The 21,925-nt window shown below is 49.0% G+C and carries 22 protein-coding genes; 19 read left to right on the top strand and 3 right to left on the bottom strand.

Going from position 1 to position 21,925, the window contains the following annotated elements; translation table 11 throughout:
* The first annotated feature begins 3 nt into the window (after window positions 1-3).
* The 15 genes from BMW79_RS16010 (at window position 4) to BMW79_RS16080 (ending at window position 15,778) form a co-directional block, all read left to right on the top strand.
* Window positions 4-714, top strand: a complete 711-nt coding sequence (locus BMW79_RS16010; RefSeq protein ID WP_089896419.1) for an outer membrane beta-barrel protein — start codon at window positions 4-6, stop codon at window positions 712-714.
* Between the two features lie 5 nt (window positions 715-719).
* On the top strand, window positions 720-1,571 hold the full coding sequence (locus BMW79_RS16015) for a hypothetical protein (RefSeq protein ID WP_089896422.1): 852 nt from the start codon (window positions 720-722) through the stop codon (window positions 1,569-1,571).
* 164 nt (window positions 1,572-1,735) lie between these two features.
* Window positions 1,736-3,286 (top strand): arylsulfatase, encoded by a 1,551-nt coding sequence (locus tag BMW79_RS16020; RefSeq protein WP_089896425.1) that lies wholly within the window; start codon window positions 1,736-1,738, stop codon window positions 3,284-3,286.
* Between the two features lie 73 nt (window positions 3,287-3,359).
* The gene (locus BMW79_RS16025) at window positions 3,360-4,319 is read left to right on the top strand and encodes an AAA family ATPase (RefSeq protein WP_089896427.1); all 960 of its coding nucleotides are present in this window, start codon (window positions 3,360-3,362) and stop codon (window positions 4,317-4,319) included.
* Window positions 4,319-5,269: a DUF58 domain-containing protein gene (locus tag BMW79_RS16030; protein WP_089896429.1), complete on the top strand. Its 951-nt coding sequence runs from the start codon at window positions 4,319-4,321 to the stop codon at window positions 5,267-5,269. The genes BMW79_RS16025 and BMW79_RS16030 overlap by 1 nt, the downstream gene beginning before the upstream one ends.
* Before the next feature lie 6 nt (window positions 5,270-5,275).
* On the top strand, window positions 5,276-5,770 hold the full coding sequence (locus BMW79_RS16035) for a DUF4381 domain-containing protein (protein WP_089896431.1): 495 nt from the start codon (window positions 5,276-5,278) through the stop codon (window positions 5,768-5,770).
* Window positions 5,748-6,740 carry a VWA domain-containing protein gene (locus BMW79_RS16040; RefSeq protein ID WP_089896433.1) on the top strand — a complete coding sequence of 331 codons (993 nt, stop codon included), beginning with the start codon at window positions 5,748-5,750 and terminating at the stop codon, window positions 6,738-6,740. The genes BMW79_RS16035 and BMW79_RS16040 overlap by 23 nt, the downstream gene beginning before the upstream one ends.
* A complete protein-coding gene (locus BMW79_RS16045) occupies window positions 6,733-8,466 on the top strand; it encodes a VWA domain-containing protein (protein ID WP_089896434.1) in 1,734 nt (577 codons plus the stop codon). The genes BMW79_RS16040 and BMW79_RS16045 overlap by 8 nt, the downstream gene beginning before the upstream one ends.
* Window positions 8,460-9,779, top strand: coding sequence for a BatD family protein (locus tag BMW79_RS16050; RefSeq protein WP_089896436.1), 1,320 nt, complete (start codon window positions 8,460-8,462; stop codon window positions 9,777-9,779). Before BMW79_RS16045 ends, BMW79_RS16050 begins: the two co-directional genes overlap by 7 nt.
* A 349-nt stretch (window positions 9,780-10,128) precedes the next feature.
* Window positions 10,129-11,148: a hypothetical protein gene (locus tag BMW79_RS16055; RefSeq protein ID WP_089896439.1), complete on the top strand. Its 1,020-nt coding sequence runs from the start codon at window positions 10,129-10,131 to the stop codon at window positions 11,146-11,148.
* Between the two features lie 59 nt (window positions 11,149-11,207).
* Complete coding sequence (locus BMW79_RS16060; protein ID WP_177192195.1) at window positions 11,208-12,203, top strand: DUF481 domain-containing protein; 996 nt, start codon at window positions 11,208-11,210, stop codon at window positions 12,201-12,203.
* 18 nt (window positions 12,204-12,221) lie between these two features.
* On the top strand, window positions 12,222-13,034 hold the full coding sequence (locus BMW79_RS16065) for a hypothetical protein (protein ID WP_089896443.1): 813 nt from the start codon (window positions 12,222-12,224) through the stop codon (window positions 13,032-13,034).
* Between the two features lie 31 nt (window positions 13,035-13,065).
* Window positions 13,066-13,626: a DUF4136 domain-containing protein gene (locus BMW79_RS16070; RefSeq protein ID WP_177192196.1), complete on the top strand. Its 561-nt coding sequence runs from the start codon at window positions 13,066-13,068 to the stop codon at window positions 13,624-13,626.
* Between the two features lie 23 nt (window positions 13,627-13,649).
* Window positions 13,650-14,639, top strand: coding sequence for an HAD family hydrolase (locus tag BMW79_RS16075; RefSeq protein WP_177192197.1), 990 nt, complete (start codon window positions 13,650-13,652; stop codon window positions 14,637-14,639).
* 17 nt (window positions 14,640-14,656) lie between these two features.
* Window positions 14,657-15,778 carry a formylglycine-generating enzyme family protein gene (locus BMW79_RS16080; RefSeq protein WP_245752510.1) on the top strand — a complete coding sequence of 374 codons (1,122 nt, stop codon included), beginning with the start codon at window positions 14,657-14,659 and terminating at the stop codon, window positions 15,776-15,778.
* A 76-nt stretch (window positions 15,779-15,854) separates the two neighbouring features.
* Here BMW79_RS16080 and BMW79_RS16085 read toward each other — a convergent pair whose 3' ends face one another.
* From BMW79_RS16085 to BMW79_RS16095, 3 genes are all read right to left on the bottom strand, one after another.
* Window positions 15,855-16,331, bottom strand: a complete 477-nt coding sequence (locus BMW79_RS16085; protein WP_089896449.1) for an RDD family protein — start codon at window positions 16,329-16,331, stop codon at window positions 15,855-15,857.
* Between the two features lie 82 nt (window positions 16,332-16,413).
* A complete protein-coding gene (locus BMW79_RS16090) occupies window positions 16,414-17,421 on the bottom strand; it encodes a glycosyltransferase family 10 domain-containing protein (protein ID WP_089896450.1) in 1,008 nt (335 codons plus the stop codon).
* Window positions 17,422-17,562: 141 nt separating this feature from the next.
* Window positions 17,563-18,399: an aminoglycoside phosphotransferase family protein gene (locus BMW79_RS16095; RefSeq protein WP_089896451.1), complete on the bottom strand. Its 837-nt coding sequence runs from the start codon at window positions 18,397-18,399 to the stop codon at window positions 17,563-17,565.
* A gap of 158 nt (window positions 18,400-18,557) precedes the next feature.
* On the opposite strand from BMW79_RS16095, the gene BMW79_RS16100 reads away from it, so the two are divergent.
* The 4 genes from BMW79_RS16100 to BMW79_RS16115 all read left to right on the top strand — a co-directional run bounded on the left by BMW79_RS16100 (window position 18,558) and on the right by BMW79_RS16115 (window position 21,834).
* Complete coding sequence (locus tag BMW79_RS16100) at window positions 18,558-18,935, top strand: hypothetical protein (protein WP_143059177.1); 378 nt, start codon at window positions 18,558-18,560, stop codon at window positions 18,933-18,935.
* A 98-nt stretch (window positions 18,936-19,033) separates the two neighbouring features.
* On the top strand, window positions 19,034-19,831 hold the full coding sequence (locus tag BMW79_RS16105; RefSeq protein ID WP_089896453.1) for an MbnP family protein: 798 nt from the start codon (window positions 19,034-19,036) through the stop codon (window positions 19,829-19,831).
* 11 nt (window positions 19,832-19,842) lie between these two features.
* Window positions 19,843-20,895 (top strand): cytochrome-c peroxidase, encoded by a 1,053-nt coding sequence (locus BMW79_RS16110; RefSeq protein WP_089896454.1) that lies wholly within the window; start codon window positions 19,843-19,845, stop codon window positions 20,893-20,895.
* Window positions 20,896-20,907: 12 nt separating this feature from the next.
* Window positions 20,908-21,834 (top strand): transporter, encoded by a 927-nt coding sequence (locus tag BMW79_RS16115; RefSeq protein WP_089896455.1) that lies wholly within the window; start codon window positions 20,908-20,910, stop codon window positions 21,832-21,834.
* The last annotated feature ends 91 nt before the right edge of the window (window positions 21,835-21,925 follow it).

The raw sequence follows: 21,925 nt of genomic DNA on the forward strand, positions 1-21,925 counted from the left end.
TGTATGCCTTTAAAAAGATATTGCCTGGTAGTATTCCTCCTGTTAACGGGATGTCAGACGCTGAAGGGTCAGGCGCTGATCGCATTGCTGTTTGGTAAAAAGATTACCAACGACCGGCTCAAGCTGGGTATTATACTCGGTGCTTCATCCAGCTGGATGGAGGTGAGTGGTGAAAGGCCGCGTATCGGCTTTGCGATTGGTGCATACACGAGTTATGATTTTAACGACAAGTGGCAGGGCGTGATGGATATTATTATGAAGTCGCCCAAGGGCGCCCGCGAGATCCGCTATGAAAATACATTTATCACGCCGGATGATCCGCAGCTGGTGGGAACGGAAATCAACCGGAACGTGACGTATCTAACAGTAGCGCCATTGATCCGCTATAAATTTACGCCCTCCTTCGGACTGGCCATAGGACCACATCTCGGGGCGAGGGTAACGGCAAAGGATACGTATGAAAAAGGCATGGATCAGGGGAGTCTGTCTTACAAATACAACAGCAAGGATCAATATCACCTGGCGGATGTGGGCGGAACTTTTGATATACAATATGTGTTAATGAAAGGGAAAGGCTTGCGGTTGAATGCACAGTTCAATCTTGGATTTATCAACGTCTACAAAAACAGCGACAGAAGCGCTTATAACCGGCAGGTGCTGGTAGCAGTAGGTATACCTATTGGTGGCGGTAGTGGAAAGTCAAACAAAAAATAATCCTTATGAAAACAATGATCCTCCTGTTTTTATTTGTGTTGGTTAGCGGGGCTGCTTTTGCGCAGGCCGACAGCACCCATCACCGGCACCGGGCTACACCGCCCTGGTATGTAGACCGCTTCCGTATTTCAGCAGGGTTCTTTATTCCGTTTAACCATACGAGTATCAGTATCGGGAATACGGCAGGCACTCGGGGAACGGAACTGAGCTTTGAAAATAATCTCGGGTATAACAGTACCAGCTATACGTTTTTAGGCGATTTTCAATGGCGTGCAGGTAGAAGATCGCGTTTTGACCTGGCGTATTACCGCATCCAGCGGAGTTCTTCGCATGTGCTGGACCGCAATATCACTTTCGGTGATCATACCTACCCAGTGAATGCGGGCGTAGACAGCTATTTCAATACCGACATTTACCGGTTTTCCTATGGCTATGCATTATTGAGCAAGCCAAAGGTAGAAGCAGGGCTCATGATTGGTGCGCATATCGTAAAAGCCGGTGTAGGTATTGCGGCTTTTGCCAACAACGCGGGTTTCAATGCAAGTGATAGTTATGGCTTTACCGCACCATTGCCTGATATCGGTATCTGGGGTGGTTATGCATTTGCACCACGTTGGGCAGTGACGGGAGAGTTTACTTACTTCTCACTCGACATCGACAATATTGATGGACGTATCCTGGCTGCTAACTTGCAGGTGATGTACCGCGTGGTACAGCGCTTGAGTGTAACGGCGGGTTATACCGGGTTCAATTTTAAAGTAGATGCAACGAGGAAAAACCTGGTAGGGCACCTCTTATGGGGCTTTAATGGGCCTTCTGTGTCTGCGACCTGGTCGTTTGGTCATAAACCGTGGTGAAAATACAGCGCATAAAAAAGATAAAACAAAAGCAGCATCGTGTTGTTAATAACACGAATACCTTCTCTTAAGTATAAACCAGATTTGCATCATCACCGCTTTTATTCCATGCTATAGGCACACCCTATGCAACGGAGATTTTGTGTACTTAAACAATGGTTTATATGAAACGCTTCCCAATTTTAAACCGGCTACTGGTCTGTGTAGGCCTGTTTTCTCCGATGCTCTCGTTCCAGGAAGCATCTGCGCAGAAAAAACCAAATATCCTCGTCATATTCGGGGATGATATTGGTCTATGGAACCTGAGTTACTGGAACAAAGGGATGATGGGTTTTAAGACCCCGAACATTGACCGCATAGCCAATGAAGGTCTTACGTTCACGGATTACTATGGTCAGCAGAGTTGTACGGCAGGAAGGGCGGCGTTTATTACCGGCCAGTGTCCTTTCCGCACCGGGCTTACCAAAGTAGGACTACCAGGCGCTGATGTTGGTCTGCAGAAAGAAGATCCTACTATTGCAGAATTTCTGAAACCGCTGGGATACACCACCGGCCAGTTTGGGAAGAATCACCTGGGCGATAAGGATAAATACCTGCCTACTGCGCACGGCTTCGATGAATTCTTTGGCAACCTCTATCACCTGAATGCGGAAGAAGAACCGGAACATGAAGATTATCCAAAGGATCCTGCCTTTAAGAAGAAATTTGGTCCGCGTGGCGTGATTCATTCTACCGCAGATGGTAAAATAGAAGATACAGGTCCATTAACGATCAAGAGAATGGAAACGGTAGATCAGGAATTTTATACTGCTGCGATTGATTTTATGAAAAGAGCGAAAACAGCGGATAAACCATTCTTTGTATGGTTTAATTCTACCCGTATGCACATCAATACGCATCTGAAACCTTCTTCTGCAGGCCGTACCGGGTTGGGTTTACAGGCAGACGGGATGGTAGAACATGATGATATGATTGGTGACATCCTGAAATTCCTGGATGACAATGGACTCACTGAAAATACCATCGTCATTTATTCTACCGATAACGGCGCTATGAAATGCGAATGGCCTGACGGTGGCGTTTCTCCTTTTAAAGGGGAGAAAGATATGAACTGGGAAGGTGCTTTCCGTGTACCATGTGCCGTGCGTTGGCCTGGTCATATTAAACCAGGTACAGTGATCAATGATATATTCTCAGCAGAAGACTGGTTACCTACACTGGTGGCCGCCGCCGGTGGAGATGCAGATCTGGCTACTAAAGCGCAGAGCGGTGTAAGTGCAGGCGCCAAGCGTTTTAAAGTGCATCTCGATGGTTATAATATGTTGCCTTTACTCACAGGTCAGGTGAAAGAAGGACCACGTCATCAGTTCTTTTACTTCAGCGATGATGGTGACCTGATGGCGTACCGGAGAGACCGGTGGAAATTTAATTACATGGTGCAGAATGCAAAAGGAATGGCCGTTTGGAGAGAGCCGATGGATATTTTAAGGGCGCCATTGCTGGAGGATCTGCGGTCCGATCCATTTGAGTATGCACACGACCACGCAAGCGCATATTATGAAAAATGGTTCATAGACAGGGCTTTCCTGATCCTGCCTTCGGCAGAAGAAGTAGGCGCCTACCTGGCTACTTACAAGCTATTCCCTCCACGGCAGAAACCAGCCAGTTTTAACGTCTCTGAATTTACGGAGGCATTAAAGGCAAATATTAAATAAGTGTGTTGTTTAGTTAATGTCAGAAAGAGGTTGTTCCATTACCCGGGAACAACCTCTTTAATCACTTCTCCCGATGACTACATTAGAACAGGTTAAAGCACTCAGACAACGTATAGGCGATGACGTAATCGGTCAGCCCGATGTGATCGACAAGATCCTGATCGGGTTACTCACCGATGGCAATGTATTGCTGGAAGGCTTACCCGGCCTGGCAAAGACCCGGGCCGTAAAAAGCCTGGCAAAGCATCTCGACAGTAAATTGAGCCGCATCCAGTTTACCCCGGACCTGTTGCCGGCAGATGTAACCGGCACAGAGATCTATCAGCCGGAAGCTACCGAGAAATTCATCTTTCAGCCCGGCCCTATTTTCAGTAACCTGGTACTGGCAGATGAAATTAACCGGGCTCCCGCTAAGGTGCAGTCGGCCTTACTCGAAGCCATGGAAGAAAGACAGGTGTCCGTTGCAGGGAAAACGCATAAAATGGAACCGCTGTTTATGGTACTGGCTACCCAGAACCCCATAGAGCAGGAGGGTACGTACCCCTTGCCCGAAGCGCAGCTGGATCGCTTTGTGATCAAGATCAATATTACCTACCCCGATCAGGCCAGCGAAATCAGCATTGTAAAACTGGTCAGGGAAGAAAGTAAAGGCACCACCGAATTGGAGAGCGCCATTCCACAGCAGGTGATCTTCGACGCCCGGAAAGAAATCAATGACATAAAAGTATCGGATGCCGCTGCCAACTATATCGCTGATCTGGTGAATGGCACCCGTTATCCGGAGAAACTGAATGAGCAGTTGGGAAAGTGGCTCAGTTATGGCGCCAGTCCACGCGCCAGCATAGGCCTGGACCGCTGCGCCCGCGCCGTAGCCTGGCTCAATGGCCGCGATTATGTAACGCCGGACGACATCCGTTTTATTGTACACGACGTACTGCGTCACCGCATCATACTCAGTTATGAAGCCAACGTTGCCCGCATGAATGCGGACAAAGTAATTGATGAATTACTAAAAGTGATCCCGGTACCCTGATGCAAAAAAACAAAGACAATACCGCCCATACATATCCGCCAGGTGTAGTGATTACACTGGAGGAAATGATGCGTTTTGAATATTATGTACAGGATATTCCGTTGCTGCCGCAGCATCCGGTATATACTATCCTGGCAGGACGCCATGCGTCCAAACTCCGAGGACGCGGACTTGATTTTGAAGAAGTGCGTGTATACGTTCCCGGTGATGATATCCGTAACATCGACTGGCGCGTAACCGCCCGTACCGGTGTTACTCATTCCAAAGTATTTAATGAAGAAAAAGAAAGGCCCACTTTCCTGGTGCTGGACCAGAGCAGCACGCTTTTTTTTGGATCGCAACAGCTGATGAAATCAGTAGTGGCGGCGCAGGTGGCGGCACTGAGCGCTTTTTACACCGTAAGGCGTGGCGACAGGGTAGGAGGCATTGTGTTTAACGAAGACCGCAACGAATTTATTCCTGCAGCCAGGAGTAAATCGCATGTACAATATTTGCTTACCTGTATTGCGGAGCTGAATGCGGAATTGCCTTTGCGCAAAGTGATACGGCCGCATACCCCCACACTGAATGAAATATTGCACCGTACCGCTACACTGGTCACCCACGATTATGTAGTAACGGTGATCAGCGATTTTTCCAATATCGATGAAGAGACTATCCGCTATCTGGAACAGATGGCCGCGCATAACGATGTAATGCTGGTGCATCTCACGGATCCGCTGGAGGCACAGTTGCCCGATGGACGGCTCGTACTCAGCGATGGTATTAAACAGATCTTATGGAATAACAATACTAAAGATAACGGTCAACGGTATACGCAGGATTTTGATACGATGAAAGCTTCGCTGACAGCACGCTGCAGGAATTATCGTATACCCGTGATATTTATAGATACAGCTGCTCCGGTAACGGACCAGATCATGCACTTTTTCGGAAAAGCAAATAACTGATACTTTATGCAGGCGCAACAATTTGGAGAACTGATAGAACCATCGCCGGTGCCGTTTAGTTTTAATACGCCGGGATGGTATGTTACTGGTGTATTGCTGCTACTGGCGCTGCTGTGGGGAGTCTGGCGTTATATGCGGTATCGCCGCCGTAACCGCTACCGGCAGGAAGCATTGCGTTGGCTGGGCGAACGTATGGTGGTATTGCACGCACAACAGGAATTTATGCAGCAGCTGTACGAAGCGGATATGCTGATGAAGCAGATTGCGATGCAACTGTATGGCCGGGAGAAAGTAGCTCCGTTGAGGGGCGGGGAGTGGATCCGTTTTTTAAACCAGCAAACCCGCCGCCGCGATGATTTTTCAACGGATGACGGTCTGCTGCTGACCGACACTATGTACCGTAAGCCACATGCCGTGAGTGCGGCCGAAACAGACCGATTTATTTCCAAAACAAGTAACTGGATACGCTTTCATAAACATGCACCTGGAAATCGCCTATAAATGGGTATGGCTGTTACTACCGTTACCCTTCCTTTTTTATGCGCTGCTGCCACCGTTGCGCCGCCGCCGTACGTCGTTGATCGCCCCGTTCTTTCAGCGGGCTGTCCGCGTATCGGGGGCTATTTCCCGCAGGAATGCCTGGATTACCCGTAAAAACGTCTGGATGTACAGCGTATTGATATTATGCTGGATCTGTCTGCTGGCGGCGGCTTCTTCGCCCCGTTATGTGAACAAACCCGGCAAGCGTCCTAAAACGGTGCGTAGTTTCCTCATTGCTGCAGATATTTCTTTCAGCATGGCGGAAACGGATTGGGTAGTAGATGGTAAGCGCATGAGCCGCTGGGAAGCGGTGAAATCACTTATGAAACAGTTCGTGGAAAACCGGAAAAGTGACCAGATAGCATTGGTGGTATTTGGGAGTAATGCGTATATCCAGGCGCCGCTTACGACTGATCTGCCTATGATCAACTGGCTGATGGATCAGACAGAAGTAGGCATGGCCGGGCAAATGACCAATATCGGCGATGCCATTGCCTATAGTGTGAAAATATTGAAAGAAGATACATTAAAGCAAAAAGCCATGTTGCTCATTACCGACGGGGTAGATACCGGTACTGACCTGTTGCCCCTGGATGCCGCCGGCATGGCCGCCAAAGATTCCATTACCATCTATACGCTTGGTATTGGCAAAGCGTCCGGCAGTGGCGGGTACGACCTGGATGAACCTACCCTGAAAGCCATTGCACATACCACCAGTGGTAAATATTTCAATGCCCTCGATGAAAAGGGGCTTAGTGGCGTATATAAAGCCCTCGACGCACTGACACCCGTCGAATACCAGGAGGAAAGTTATGAACCGGTGACACTGCTGTATTATTATCCATTAGCCGTTGGCGTTATATTGGCGCTGGTGTTTCAGCTGATCAGCGGTACGCTTCACCTCACCCGGAAAATGCCCGCCCATGCGTGAAGTACTCACAGATATACACTGGCCGGTCGACTGGCAGCAGTTTCATTTCCTGCGGCCGGGAGTATTGTATTTGTTTTTACCCTTGTTGCTGATCCTGGTCATATTGATAGTGGGTAACCGGGAGCCGCAGCGATGGAAACAATTGATTGCACCGGTATTGCGGCCGTATGTGTTTGCACCCGGCAATTCCCGGGCAATGTGGTTACCCTTACTGTTTTTTGTAGTGGGTACCAGCCTGGCGATCATAGGAATAGCAGGACCCGCCTGGAACCGTACCGTGATCCCCGGACAGAAAGTACAGGCCGTGGTGTTGGTGGCGCTGGACCTTTCCGCTTCTATGGATGCTACCGATATTTCACCCACCCGGCTGGAACGTGCCAAACTAAAGCTCAGCGACTTTTTTGGTGCGCATCCCGGCGCCAAAGCCGGACTGATCGCCTATGCAGGCACTCCACACCTGGTGATGCCCTTTACCACCGATTATTCGCTGATTAAATTACAGGCTGCTTCCCTGGCTACCCGGGAAATGCCTGTACCTGGGAATAATACGCAACTGCTCATGCATGATGTAGATACGCTGATGACACCTGTTCTGGCGCCCAGTAATATTTTGCTGCTGACAGATGAAGTTACCGCCGCCGATGCTGCACTCTTCACCAACTACGTCAATACTTCTATCCATCACCTCGAAATATTACTGATGTCTTCGCCCCGGGGCGCACCGGTACCTGGTTTCCCCAAAGTGGTTTCCCGGCAGGACGAAGGCGTGCTCCAATCGCTTGCTGTCAATCCGGCCATCCGGATCAACCGGCTCACGCTGGATACCACAGATGTAGGCCGCATCGCAGAGCGCATCCGGGCGCATCTCATTTTTGAAAAAGATAAAAAGACGGATGATAAAAGCTGGGATGATATGGGCTACCTGGTGATTATACCGGTAGGCGTGCTGGTATTGCTCTGGTTCCGCCGGGGCTGGGCCATTCAATGGTGCTGGCTGCCACTGCTCTGGATGGTCAGCGCCTGTAGTGTGAACAGCCGGGAAGCGGATTGGTGGTACACCAAAGATTACCAGGGACAGGTACTCTATCAGCAACAGGCCTATCAACAGGCAGGCGAACGTTTTGTGGACCTCCCGCATAAAGCTGCGGCGGCTTATAAAGCAGGTGATTATGAAGCCGCCGCAGCGTTGTTTGCGTTAGACAGCTCTGCCACCGGGGAATACAACCGGGGACTGGCACTGGCAAAACTTGGTCGTTACGAGGAAGCCATGAATGCGTTTACCGATGCAGCTACGCTGGATCCTGCGCTGAAAAACAAAGCGGCTAACAGCATCGGTAAGGTAAGCAAAGAGAAAATGCAGGTGGATTCGGTTGTAAAGATCGGCCAGCCGGATACGAAGGTAAAGGAAGACAAAAAGAATGGTCCGCTGAAGGAGCGCAAACGGAAACCCGATGACCCGGGACTATCCGCTGATACCAAAGTAAAGGATATGCCCAAAACAGGCGATCGTTTAACCGATCAGGTGAAATCAAACATTCATCAGGCGCAGGAATCGGAATCGCCTCAATCCGGCAAAGATACCACCACGGCGGCCAACAACGATGCCATGAAGAACATCATTCTCCGCCGTCCGCCCGCCGATCCGGGAGCATTTCTGCAAAAGCGGTTTGAGTTACAGCGTAAACGTTATTATCAACAGGTAAAACCGGGGACACAGCAATGGTAAAGTATTATATAACGCTGATGTATATACTGTGTTGCAGCGGACGTTTGTCTGCGCAGTTGAAATGTTTCGCCAAAGTGGAACTGGACCGCAGCGATGTATACCTGCAACAACCATTTAAAGTAACCTATACCGTACTAACGGCTACCTGGTACACGCAGCCACCGGAATTTGAAAACATCCAGATCCCGGGCGCTTTTATTGTACCATTCACAAAAGCGCAGCCTGGCCGTTTTACAGACCATGGTAAAGACTATTCCGGCATCCAGTTTTATTATATCGTATTTCCTTACAAAGCCGGTGCATTCAGTGTACCTGCTATTACCATCCAGGTAGAAACGCCGCCGGAAGGCAGTGCGGTGAGCAGCAAGGTGGTATTGCATACCGCGCCCGTATCGTTTGTGGTGAAACCGGTGCCAAAAAGTTTTCCGGCAGGTGAGGAATGGCTGGTGGCCAGTGATGTAACGCTGCATGCCCGTTGGAACAAACCATTGGATAAACTGAAAGTGGGCGATGTGATAGAACGTACCATCACCACCGACGCCACCGGCACGCTGCCACAGTTTATACCGGCGTTGCCTGATCAAAAGGTCGACTGGGCAGATGTGTACCCGGGTAAGGTAACGTTGAAGGATACACGCGATGACTACAATGCCAATGGGGAACGGGTACAAACTTCTATGTGGCTGCTTACCAAAGCGGGAAGCTACGAATTGCCGGCTCAGAAAATTTCCTGGTGGAACCCTTACGCCGGGCGTTTGTACACACGCACGCTACCTGCGGTAACGCTGAAAATAGCGGACAATCCCGGCCTGGGCATGCTGACGACGCTGCAGGACAGCCTGGCGAAGGCCAGCGTGCCGGTAAAGGCCGCAAAGAAAGGCCCATGGATGATAGCCGGCATGATCTGGTATAAAGCCGTTCTATATGCATTGGCGCTGTTGCTCGTATTATGGGTGCTTTACAAAGCAGTCCGCTATCTCACGAAAAAAATAAACAACAGGCTCCGGCAGTACCGCGAAAGTGAATACTATTGGTTCCGGAAATTTATGAAAGCACCGGCTGTTTCACCGGCCTTATACCAGTGGTGGGACCGGTGGCGCAAAGATCCGGCATCTCCCGCTGTATCCGTTACACTCGCCGCACAAAATGAAACGGATACTTTACAGGAATGGACAACTTTTGCAGGCGCTGCATATGGTGGTAAAAGTAATGCTGCCGTTACGGAAGCCTCGCTGAAACAGCATTTCAGACTGTATCGCCATCACCGGAAAACGAGGAAAGAACATCCGGCTGGTGGTAAGTGGGAAGCATAAAAAAGGGAATATTTTTCCGGGGCAGAACTTTTTACTTTTATACGGTGTTAATACTTCAAACAGGGGAATATCCTGCCAGGACATTCCTCCCACGCAATAATCATTTAGTGTAGCTACCGGTCAACAGTACCCTGTCCTGAGCATATCAAGCAAGCATCATCCTGATATTGGTTCCATTTTTCGCTAAAGTTACTAAAGCCGAACCGGCATGCCCTGTCATGCCACAAACGCCAGGATTCCCATGCAACATACTTTTTACATCATAAGATTAACGGATACAATAGTTGGCAAAACCTATGAAGCCGGCAGGGAGTTCTCTCCCTGCCATTCACTTTAATCCTTATCCTCCATGTGGAAACATTATATCATATCATTTGCATTGATCCTGCTGGCGGCATCTGCCATGGCGCAGGCCGGCGCCGGCAATAAAATGGGGGATGCCGACAAACATTATAAAGACAGCTTACGAAGGGCAGGCTATCCTTATCGCTTTCCGATCCTGGGAAGTAAGATGGTAGAGAAAGGTTTCAGTTTGCAATACCCGGTGGGTGCCATGCTGAACCTGATGGGAGGCTCACAGGAAGTAAATATCACCGACCTGAAAGTTGGCTTTAATGAACAGGAACCGGTACCGCTCGACTTTATCAAATTCGGGGAAGTGAAAGCAAACATGCAGACCGCCACCACCAGGCTGGATCTGTGGGTATTGCCCTTCGTGGACCTGTATGGTATTGTAGGCCTGGTGCAGGCAAAAACAAACGTGAATATTGCATCGCCTTTCCAGTTTTCCAGCGAGGCCGATTTCAAGGGATATACCCTCGGATTGGGTACCACATTGGCTGGCGGTTATCACGGTATCATTACCATCACAGATATCAATTATACCTGGACACACCTTGATAATCTTGATAACACCGTAAAAACACTGATGATCACACCCAGGATCGGCTACAATTTTCAGTTTAAAGAACACCCCGGCAAATCCATTGCGGCCTGGATAGGAGCTACCGGATTTTTTGTGAACCAGGGCACCAGTGGCTCTATTAATCTGTCTGATCTGGGGCCATCCATGGATCCGGGACAGGCACAGAAAATCATCGATGAAACGGAGCAATGGTACCAGGCACTGACTAAACCACAGCAGGTAGTTGTAAAACGTATAGCCCAGGCCGTATTAAACAAGATGAATAATATTCCGGATGATATTACGGTGAATTATTCGCTGAAGAAGGAGCCTGTGTCGCATTGGAGCATGGTAGTGGGAGCACAATACCAGATCAATAAACGTTGGCAGGTAAGAGCGGAAACCGGTTTCCTGGGTGGACGTAAATCTTTGTTGTTGTCCGGAAACTACAGATGGCGCTGGTGAGATGGATAGTAACCATAGCGTTAATGGTTGGCTGTTGTTGTATAAAGCCCGCTGTATTATTGGCACAGCAATTACATCCGGAGGAAAGCGATGTAATTGAATTTATGGATGGAGACCAGATCAGGGGGAAAGTAAAACAGATACAACGGGGCGTATTGACACTGGACCCTGATCAGCTGGAAGACATGGTAACCATTAAACTGAGAAACATCAAATCAATCACCGCACGACGTAAGCTGTATCTGATAGAAAGTGTAGCGAATATAAAATACCTGGGCATCCTGGAACCAGGCAGGGGAGCGGGATGGGTGAAGATTATACAGGGAAGGGATACCACGGAATTATTTATAGAAGACCTGGATAATATCGAAAACATGGATGATAATTTCTGGAAGCGGCTGGATGGATCGGCAAGTCTTGGTTTTTCGTACTCCCGTTCCAGTAATATAGGCCGTGTGAATGAAAGTCATAACATGACTTACAGTACGAGGAACTGGCTGTTCCTGACATCGGGTGATCTGATGTATACGATCGACAATGAATTTAAAGGCATTGAAAAAGCAGACCTGGCAGTGCAGGCTTATATAGAATTCTGGAAGAAATGGTTTGCGGTGTCATCTGTACAGTTTCAGCGCAGCACAGAGTTAGGCCTGAGTGCACGTATGCAGGCGGCAGAAGGAGCGGGGCCTATCCTGATCAAAAACAGGCGGAACGACTTGCGCGCCGCCACCGGTTTTTCAGTGCAGAAGGAGTACAGCACAGATAGTATTAATGCCGGCCGTGCGGTTTCATTGGAAATTCCGCTGTTTGTGAATTACTATCTATACAGACTGGGTACGCCCTACCTGACCTTACAGGCGACCAATTCAGTGTTTTTTAGTGTGTCGCAGGCAGGCCGCTGGCGTGCAGATCAGAATGTAACGCTGTACTGGAAAATTGTGACACACCTGAATCTGAATGTACAGGTATACCTGGATTATGATAGTAAACCACCGGATGTAACAGCGCAGAAAGTCGATTTCGGTACGGTGTTCAGCATAGGATATTCCTGGTAATAAATAAAAACAGCTCGTATGAAATACACCGGATTATTGGCAATGGCCAGTTTTTTATTGCTGCCCGTTTTATTGAAAGCACAGGAAGGGCATCCTCCTGCTGGCGGTCTGTCGCAGGAAGAAGTCGCCAAGTCCAATAATCCGCTGGCGGAATTAAACCAGCTCAGTTTCCATGATTATATCACCATGCATCAGCGGGGAACTACCGAGGTTTCGAATACCATGAACCTGAGAGGCGTGATGGTGGCAGGCCGGCAGATTATCCGGGCCACTGTTCCTTTTACCACGATACCATCAGACAATAAGATGGGCTACAATTCAGGACTGGGCGATATACAGATTTTTGATGCGATCCGGTTTTCGAAAAACGGGGCGTCTACCGATCTGGCAGTTGGACCGATGCTTGTGTTTCCTACCGGCAGCAATGACTACCTGGGTACCGGGAAATGGCAGGCAGGTGGCGCATTTATAGCGATACATCATATTCCGGGCGGTCATGTACTGGGCTCACTGATCACTTACCAGCATTCCTTTGCAGGACAATCCGACCGGCAGGAGGTAAGCGTACTGGCTTTTCAGCCAACCATTACTTTCAATATTACAGCAGGGTTATATGCACGTAGCGCCGGCGCTACCTGGACCTTTGATTTTGAAAATCAACGTACGCTGATACCCTTTGGTTTAGGAATAGGTAAGGTGTTCAAAGCAAATAATATGATGGTAAACACATTTATTGAACCACAGCTCACGGTATACAGCGAAGGGGCTGGTCAGCCGGCTTACCAGGTGTTTTTCGGACTGAACCTGCAGTGGGCGAAGAAAGCGAAATAATTCTTTTACAACCTCACATAAAATGAATATTATGAAACAAACATTCCTCTATTCTGCCATCGCACTATTGATGCTGGCTGCCTGCGGACCCACGTTAAAGGTTACTTCCGACGTGAACAAACAGGCCAGCTTTGCCGGGTACAAAACATTTGCCCTGTATAATCCTGCCGGTCAGCAAAGTCCGATCAGTGAATTAAACCGCGACCGTATCAACAACGGGGTGATTGCTGCCATGACAGCAAAAGGCTACACCCAGGCGGATACCTCCAGCGCAGATCTGCTGGTAAACCCGATTACCATTGCCAAACAGGGCCAGAACGTGACGGCCAATACCGATTATTATGGTTACGGTGGCTACTACAGACCTTATTACTGGGGCGGTGGTATGGGTATGGGGTCCAGCAACACCACCTTCTCTGTAGATAAATATATTGATGGCTCTGTGATCGTAGATGTAATAGACCGCGCTAAAAGAAACCTCCTGTGGCAGGGTGTGGGCAACAGTCAGATCGATGGACCTATCAAAGATCCGGATACTAAGATACCTGCCGCTATCACTAAGATCATGGCCAGTTTCCCGGCTAAAATGTAATGGTTACTAATATATGCATGCTTATGAAGATATCACATATTGGCCGGGGCATAAAGAAAGGATGGTTACTGTCTGTCACATTGTTCTTTTCCCTCCATGCAGCAGCCCAGGAGGATCCATTGCCTTCCTGGAATGACGGTGCCGTAAAGCAGTCTATTCTCAGCTTTGTAAAAACGGTGACGACAGAAGGCACCAACCAGTTTGTACCGATAGAAGACAGGATTGCTACCTTCGATAACGATGGTACTTTGTGGGCGGAGAAGCCAATTATACAGGGGCTTTTTGCAGTATTTCGTGTACATCGCATGGTAGCGGCCAATCCTGCATTAAAGAACAAGGAACCGTTTAAAGCGGTCCTGGAAAATGATAAAGCCTGGTTTGGTAAAGCAGGGGAGAAGGGGTTGATAGAACTGGTAGACGTTACGCATACCGGTTTAACCGAAGCGGAATTTGCAGCGGAAGCAAAACTCTTTTTCGAAACAGTGAAGCATCCGTCGCTGGGTGTGCCGCTGGCCAATGTGTTGTATCAGCCGCAACTGGAACTGCTGGCTTACCTGCGCATGAATGGATTTAAAACATTCATCTGTTCGGGAGGTACTATAGAACTGATGCGCGCTATCAGCCGCCCTTATTACGGTATACCGCCGGAACAGGTGATAGGCACACAGTTTAAATATCGTTACGTGGATAGTGCCGGTGTGAACGACATCTACCGGATGTCCGGTATTATTACCCTCAACGACAAACAGGAAAAACCGGTAAATATCCAGTATCACATCGGAAAACGGCCGATACTGGCTTGTGGCAACGAAGGTGGCGAAGGGGATGTATATATGCTGCGCTTTAGTCAGGGCAGCACTTATCCTTCCCTTCAGCTGCTGGTTAACCACGACGATGCAAAAAGGGAATTTCAGTACGAAGAGAAAAGTAATAAATCACTGAACATGGCTGCACAGTATCACTGGCAGGTGATCAGTATTAAGAACGACTGGAAAACGGTGTTTAACAAGTGATCATTAAAGTTATTGCCATGATGATGAAAAGGTATTTGCCGTTATTGCTGCTGCTGGCTGCATGTCAGCAGCGGGTGCCGCCTGCCGCCGAACAGGTGGGCAAAGCTGCCTGCTGCGTGGTGCCCTCCAGGTTTGCCACTACAGCAGATCGTAAAGATAAAGATCCGGAAAATATGATATGGGTGACCGGCGGACAATTCATGATGGGCACCGATGAAAAGGAAGCATATGACCAGGAAAGACCTGCGCATCCGGTGAAAGTAGATGGTTTCTGGATCGATAAAACAGAAGTGACCAATGAAGCTTTCAAAGCTTTTGTAGATGCCACAAAATACGTAACGGTGGCGGAGAGAAAGCCAACCTGGGAAGAGATCAGCAAACAGCTGCCGCCTGGTACGCCCAAACCGGATGATGCACTGCTCATTCCCGGTTCTATGGTGTTTGTAGCACCGGATCATCCCGTTAGTACGGAAGATATTTCCAACTGGTGGCATTGGGTAGCCGGCGCCAGCTGGCAACATCCGGAAGGACCGGGCAGTAATCTCGACGGCCGCTGGAAACACCCCGTTGTGCAGATCGCCTGGGAAGACGCCAATGCGTACGCAAAATGGGCGGGTAAGCGTTTGCCTACGGAAGCAGAATGGGAATACGCCGCCAGAGGCGGACAGGCAGAAAAACGCTACGCATGGGGAAATGAATTCAAACCAGGGCAAAAGTACATGGCCAATACTTTCCAGGGACATTTTCCGGATAAGAATTCGGGAGAAGACGGATTTAAAGGAACCGCACCAGTCGCCAGTTTCCCGGCCAATGCCTATGGACTGTACGACATGACCGGAAATGTATGGGAGTGGACAGCCGACTGGTACGATGCTTCCCTGTATAAGAAAGCCAGTTTACGTACCGCCGAAGTAGATCCGAAAGGACCGGCCAGTACCTATGATCCGGAAGACCGCTACGCCATCAAACGCGTGACCAAAGGCGGCTCCTATTTATGCGCCAACGATTATTGTGTGAACTACCGGCCCAGCGCCAGGAGGGGCACTGCTTTTGATTCCGGGGCCTCCCATATCGGCTTCCGTTGTGTAAAAGATAAAACGAATGACAGCAACAAAACGATCTTAGTGCAGAACAAATAGATAACACCTGCGGGTGTATATCAACAGAAAGCCCCGCTATCATAGCGGGGCTTTCTGTTGATATAAAGTTATCCGGTTATTTTCCCAGCGGGATATGTGATTTCTTTACGTCGATCACGTAGGTGTTTGTCCACCGGTCGTGCCAGGGATGACACCAGGCGCCCAGTGCGCTGAAAACGCTGAAAGGTACGGCGCGGCTGAGACCTCTCAGAAACGCAGTGCCGGCAGTGATTTCAGAGCCGTCTTCATTTACGGCTTTCGTACCGGTAATCATTTTGCCAAGCGTTTTTCCTTTGAATACCGCTTCTATAGTGCCCATGTAAAGACCATATAATACAAGTGATACGAGGTTCTGTACATAGCTGGCGCCGGGAGAAGCCGACTCAGAATAACTACCCGGGAACAAAACAAAGTAAGCGCCGAATAGTATGATCGCTACTACATAAAAGGTAAAGAGGTCTATCAGGTAATTGGCGAAGCGCTGGCCCCTGCTGGCCATCTCAAGATTCGCTTCATCAGCAAATATGGATTCCTGTATAGTTTGTGATTCCATAGGTTAAATAGGTTTGGTGATAAATTAGGAAGTGAATATAGTTTTTTAGCCGCACTTTATCAAGTTGTGGCAGTGAAGTTTTCTAGTTCCACTTGCCGGATAAGGCGTTTTTTTCTTTTATAATTTTCCTGATCTTCATTTCCGCCGTATGCAACATCTCCGCCAGGTATTCTGCCGCATGCGGCTGGAAACGGTCCTGGTTGCGGAATTCCTCGTATTGCTTCGGATGTTGACGCAGCCGGGCCACTTCCTGTTGCAGGCCTTTCACACTTCCCGGTCCGTTGTAGAAAAGAATGGCTTCCTGTTTTAATACTTCCGGTTCCGGCCGGCCGTTGCTCCCCCAGTAAATAGGGATGGTGCCGGCTTTGATCGCTTCAAATACCTTTTCCGTTACATAACCGTCTTTATTGGTGTTTTCCGGGCAGATATTGAATTGATAGTTATGCATGAAATCGATCTTGCTGTCGTTGTATTTTTCTTTCAGCGCATTGCAGTTGTTTTTGAATTTACCGGCGCTGTCGATATGCCCGATGCCACTGAGTGATTTCATCAGTTTGGAACGGACCCCGCTTTTATCATGACTGCTGATCAGGGAACAGAAATGCTCACTGGCAGGTGGGGTGCTGCGGATCGCATTCATGATCCGGTCCATCTCCGTTTGTATCTCCCGTTGGTCGGCATTGGCACGGAATACAAACGACGGCCACAAGGGAAGCCGCATGTAATTAGGGGCCTGCAGGTATTCGAATCCAAAAGAAAGATCTACGATATCAAGACAGTGGTCTTTATATTTCGGAAACCGGTCTACATTTTCCCCGGTGTAAAATATTTTTATCTTGCTCGGGCTTTCGCTGATATAATGCCGGGGGCCAAAAACGGATGCCAGCAGCATCGTGTTATCTGCGTCAATGAGCTCTCCCAGCCGGGAGGTAACAAAGAGGTAAAGCCAGAGATCTTCCGACCTTTGTGTAGGCCAAAAATTAACAACTTCTATGTTTGAGGCCAGGGGCTGGTATTGATATGGCGTTTCCCGGGAACTGAATTTTCCGGATAAACTTTTTAACAGGGACCATAAACTCGTTTTTGCCATCTTCTTCGAATAGGTTAAAAGACTGGATCAATATCCGGTATAAGGCGCGCAAATTCTTCATTTCCTGTCTAAAAACAAAATATTGTTTTTTATGAGATCAGGAACCTGGATCATTTCGGGAGAAGCCGGTGCCAGCTCTGCTTATGGATGCAGTTGCCGGAACGCTGTTTCGGCTACGCCCAGGTCCAGACTTGCGTCATCGCCGTCGTTGAGGATCCAGGCGGCTGAAAGTCCTGCCCATGCCACCACCCATTTCAGCAAATGGGTAGGATCGATCTGTGCTGCCTGTGAAATAACAGTTACCTGCCGGGCCAGTCTCCCCGGACTGAGCGCAGTAGCTTTATCAGGGTTACAGAAAATATTTGCAAAATCGAAGGCCCTTTCCCCGATGAGCCGTTTTGGATCAATGGCCAACCAGCCACGTGTATCAGAATGCAGTATGTTTTCATGATGCAGATCGCCGTGTAAAACGGCCTGATCGTGCTGGTTGTCGAGCAACACACGGGCCAGCGCCGCGCTCTCCGTCAGGATGCCGCCAAATTTTTCAACGGCCGGCCAGAGATCCCGGAACCATTCTTCCAGGGGCATGAGCCCCGGAGGCAAGCCACCCCTTGGCGCATGCAGCTGGTTGGCTACCGCACAGATAATGCGGCTGGCTTGTTCATCCTCGCCGTTTTTTACCATATCCAGCAGGGTAATATCACTCGTTACTTTCTCCAGTATCAATGCGTTTTCATCGTATCGTAATACTTTCGCCGCTCCCTGGCCATTCCACCACACCATGAGCCGGTAGCCCAGTTTCTCTTCGGCTTCCAGCGGTATTTTCAGCATGGCCGGCGCCTGGTTGAACAGCACCGGTTGCAGTAAACTGCTATGCGTAACAAAGGCCGGTCCGTCGTCTGATAATTGCCAGTGCTGTTTGTAGTATTGCAGGAGTTGTTGTTCTTCCGGTGTAAAATCCCTGTTGCAGATAGCCATGACTTTTGTTCCCGTTTTTTATGATAACAATGATAACCATTTCTGCATAAATAGCGAACCCGTGATAAAAATGGACGGATTATTAAAATTATTGTCCGGTTTTATTCTATGCCAGCCCCGCCAGACGCGCTACTTTTGCAGCACTTTACTTTTTCACCATGCGGAAACAAATGATAACGGTTTTACTGATGCTGATCTGGCTTTGCCAGTTATCAGGCCGTTATGTGGTGCTGCTGGATTATTACCTGAACCAGGATTACATTGTCCGGAATTTCTGTGTGAACCGCGATAAGCCGGCTATGCATTGTAACGGCAAATGCCACCTGCGTAAACAACTCCGGGAAGAGGAGCGGAAAGAGCAGGAAAATCCTGAACGGAAAACAGACCACCGCAGTGAAATCTTTTACGCATCGCTTTGCGGCGACGACCTCCGGGAACCCTTGCCGGTAAGCATTGCCGGTAACACGTTTTATCACCATCTTCCAGGTACTCCCATCGACCGGCCATCGGCTGTATTCCGGCCGCCTGTTGCATAATGTGTAACCTTGCCCGTTAGTTAACCGCCTGCATCCCCTGCAGGCAAAAGCATCCTATTGTCTGAAAAAATAATAATTACACGATGTATTGTACGCGAATGATCTATATCCTTTTGATAGTGGCCACTTTTACTGCCTGCAAAAAAGACGGCACGGCACCGGCAGCTGATAGTAACGTGAAAGCTACTTTGTCTATACAGTTTGATAACATTGTGGGCGATAAAAACCTGCAATTGAATACCGGCGTTTATAAAAATGCTGCCGGAGAATCCTTCCAGGTGTCCCGGTTAAAATACTTTATTACCAACATCAGCGTGAAAACGGCTGCTGGTAAGGAATATATTGTTCCGAAAGATAGCAGCTATTTCCTCGTATCGGAAGAAGATGCAGCCTCACAGTTTGTAAAAGTACGGGTGCCGGAAGGAGAGTATACTTCCCTGAGTTTTATCCTGGGAGTAGACAGCCTGAGCAGCGTGATGGAGGTGAGCAAAAGAACCGGTGTACTCGACCCCTCTGCCGGCATGGACGACGGCATGTACTGGGGCTGGAACATGGGCTATATCTTCTTTAAAATGGAAGGGATTTCTGATGCTGCACCAGTCGATCCCAGCGGTCAGCATAAGTTCCGCTACCATATCGGTGGCTTCGGCGGCTATAGCGCCCCTACACTGAATAACAACCGTACCATCCGGGTAGACCTTACCGCTGCCGGTGTTGCTAAAGTGCGGTCCGGCCGGGAAACCAATATTCACCTGATGGTAGATGTACTAAAAATGTTTAACGGCAGCACACAAGTGAGTATTGCCGCTAATCCTACGGTGATGTTCGGCGACTTCAGCGCAAAAATTGCGGATAATAACGCGCAGCTGTTCCGGCACGATCATACTGAAAACTAAAACCGGGCGCCATGAATATTTTGCAATGGATGATCTTTTGCTGCCTCGGCATTTTACTGCCGGGTTGCAGCAAGGATGACCCGGTGAAAGATCCACCACCACCGCCTTTTACCGGCTTTGAAGTACCCGCCGGCTTTCCTGCCGCCGCGTATAAACTGGCCAATAATAATGTAACGGCGGAAGGATTTGAACTCGGGCGGAAACTGTTTTACGAACCACGTTTGTCGCGCAATAACACCATTTCCTGCGGCAGTTGTCACCTGCAGTCGGCTGCTTTTACGCATCACGGCCATGATGTGAGTCATGGTATCGACGACCGCTTAGGCAGCCGCAATTCTCCACCCATCATGAACCTGGCCTGGAACACCACTTTCATGTGGGATGGGGGCGTGTTCGACCTGGATCTGCAACCGGTGGTACCCATCACCAATTTTGTAGAGATGGATGAAACCATGGGCAATGTGCTGATCAAGCTGCGCAACACAAATCCTTACCCGGCGCTATTTAAAAAGGTGTTTGGCTCGGAGGAAATCACCACCGCCCGCATGATGAAGGCCATGTCGCAGTTCATGGTGATGGTGGTCAGCGACCAGTCGAAATACGACAGCGTAATGCGCAAACAGGGGCCCACTTTCACACCGGAAGAACAAAAAGGATATGCCTTATTCCAGCAGAAATGCAACAGCTGTCATACCGAGCCGTTGTTTACGGATCATTCTTTCCGTAACAATGGCCTTACACCGGGGCCGAACAACGATGAGGGCCGTTATCCCATTACGCTGAACCCGGCCGACCGGTACAAGTTCAAAGTACCCAGTCTGCGCAACCTGGCCTATACGGCGCCTTACATGCACGATGGCCGTTTGTATTCGCTTTCCGGGGTATTGCAGCATTATGCGGCAGAAGTAACGGATATGCCTACACTGGATCCGCTGCTGAAAACAAACGGTAAGCCGGGTATTGCTTTAACGGCGGAAGAGCAGCAGCAGTTGCTGGCCTTCCTGAACACGTTGAACGACCGGCAATTTATCAGGGATAAGCGCTTCTCCGAAGAAGCGCAATAAATACAGCGTAGCATGAAGAAAATAATACTACTGTTTCTCTGCATCCTTACCGGGATGTATGAAGTGAGGGCCTGTGATATCTGTGGCTGCGGCGTAGGCAGTTATTACATTGGTATCCTGCCTGATTTTAAAAAACGGTTTATCGGTTTGCGGTACCAGTATAAAACACTGCGTTCGCATCTCGGCCCGGGTGGTACTACCTCTTACCTGACCACCGATGAAACCTACCAGACAGCCGAACTATGGGGTGGATGGAATATCGGCAAGCGTTTCCGTGTACTGGGCTTTGTACCTGTAAATTTCAACAGCCGGGAAAACCAGGGCGTTACCATGAGTAAATCCGGTATTGGCGATATAGCGGTAGTAGGCTACTACCAGCTGCTGGATCAGCAGCACACCACCGCAAATAATAAGCTACTGGTACAATCGCTCTGGATAGGCGGCGGCATAAAAATGCCCACCGGAAAGTATGAACCAACAGAACATAAGGAAAACGAAGATGCACCGAATAATTTCCAGTTGGGTACCGCCAGCACCGATTTCACGCTGAATGCCATGTATGACGTGCGGCTCATGGACCTGGGACTGAATGCCAATGTGAGTTACAAAATCAACACCAATAACCGTTATGATTACCGGTATGGCAATAAATTTACGGCCAACATACTGGCCTATTACAAGATCAGGGTGGCGCCCAAAGTGACGATAGCGCCCAATGCCGGGGTGTTGTATGAAACCGCCGAAAAGGACCAGGAAGCGCGCAAATATGCGGTCGATATCTCCGGAGGACATTCCCTGCTGGCAACGGCAGGTGTGGAAGCTACGCTGGGTAATATTTCCGTGGGAGGTAATTTTCAGCCGGTACTATCACAACAACTGGCGGATCTGCGGATTAAAGCCGGTAACCGGGGAATGGTGCATGTGACGTATTTATTCTAGTGGGAAATTTTCCGGATCCGAGTAGCGGATTACTTTCAAGTGTATTTTCTTTGTGGTCATTTTTTAATATGTTGTAGGGAGATAAAATATC

Source organism: Chitinophaga arvensicola (genome assembly GCF_900110835.1).
GTDB classification, from domain to species: domain Bacteria; phylum Bacteroidota; class Bacteroidia; order Chitinophagales; family Chitinophagaceae; genus Chitinophaga; species Chitinophaga arvensicola.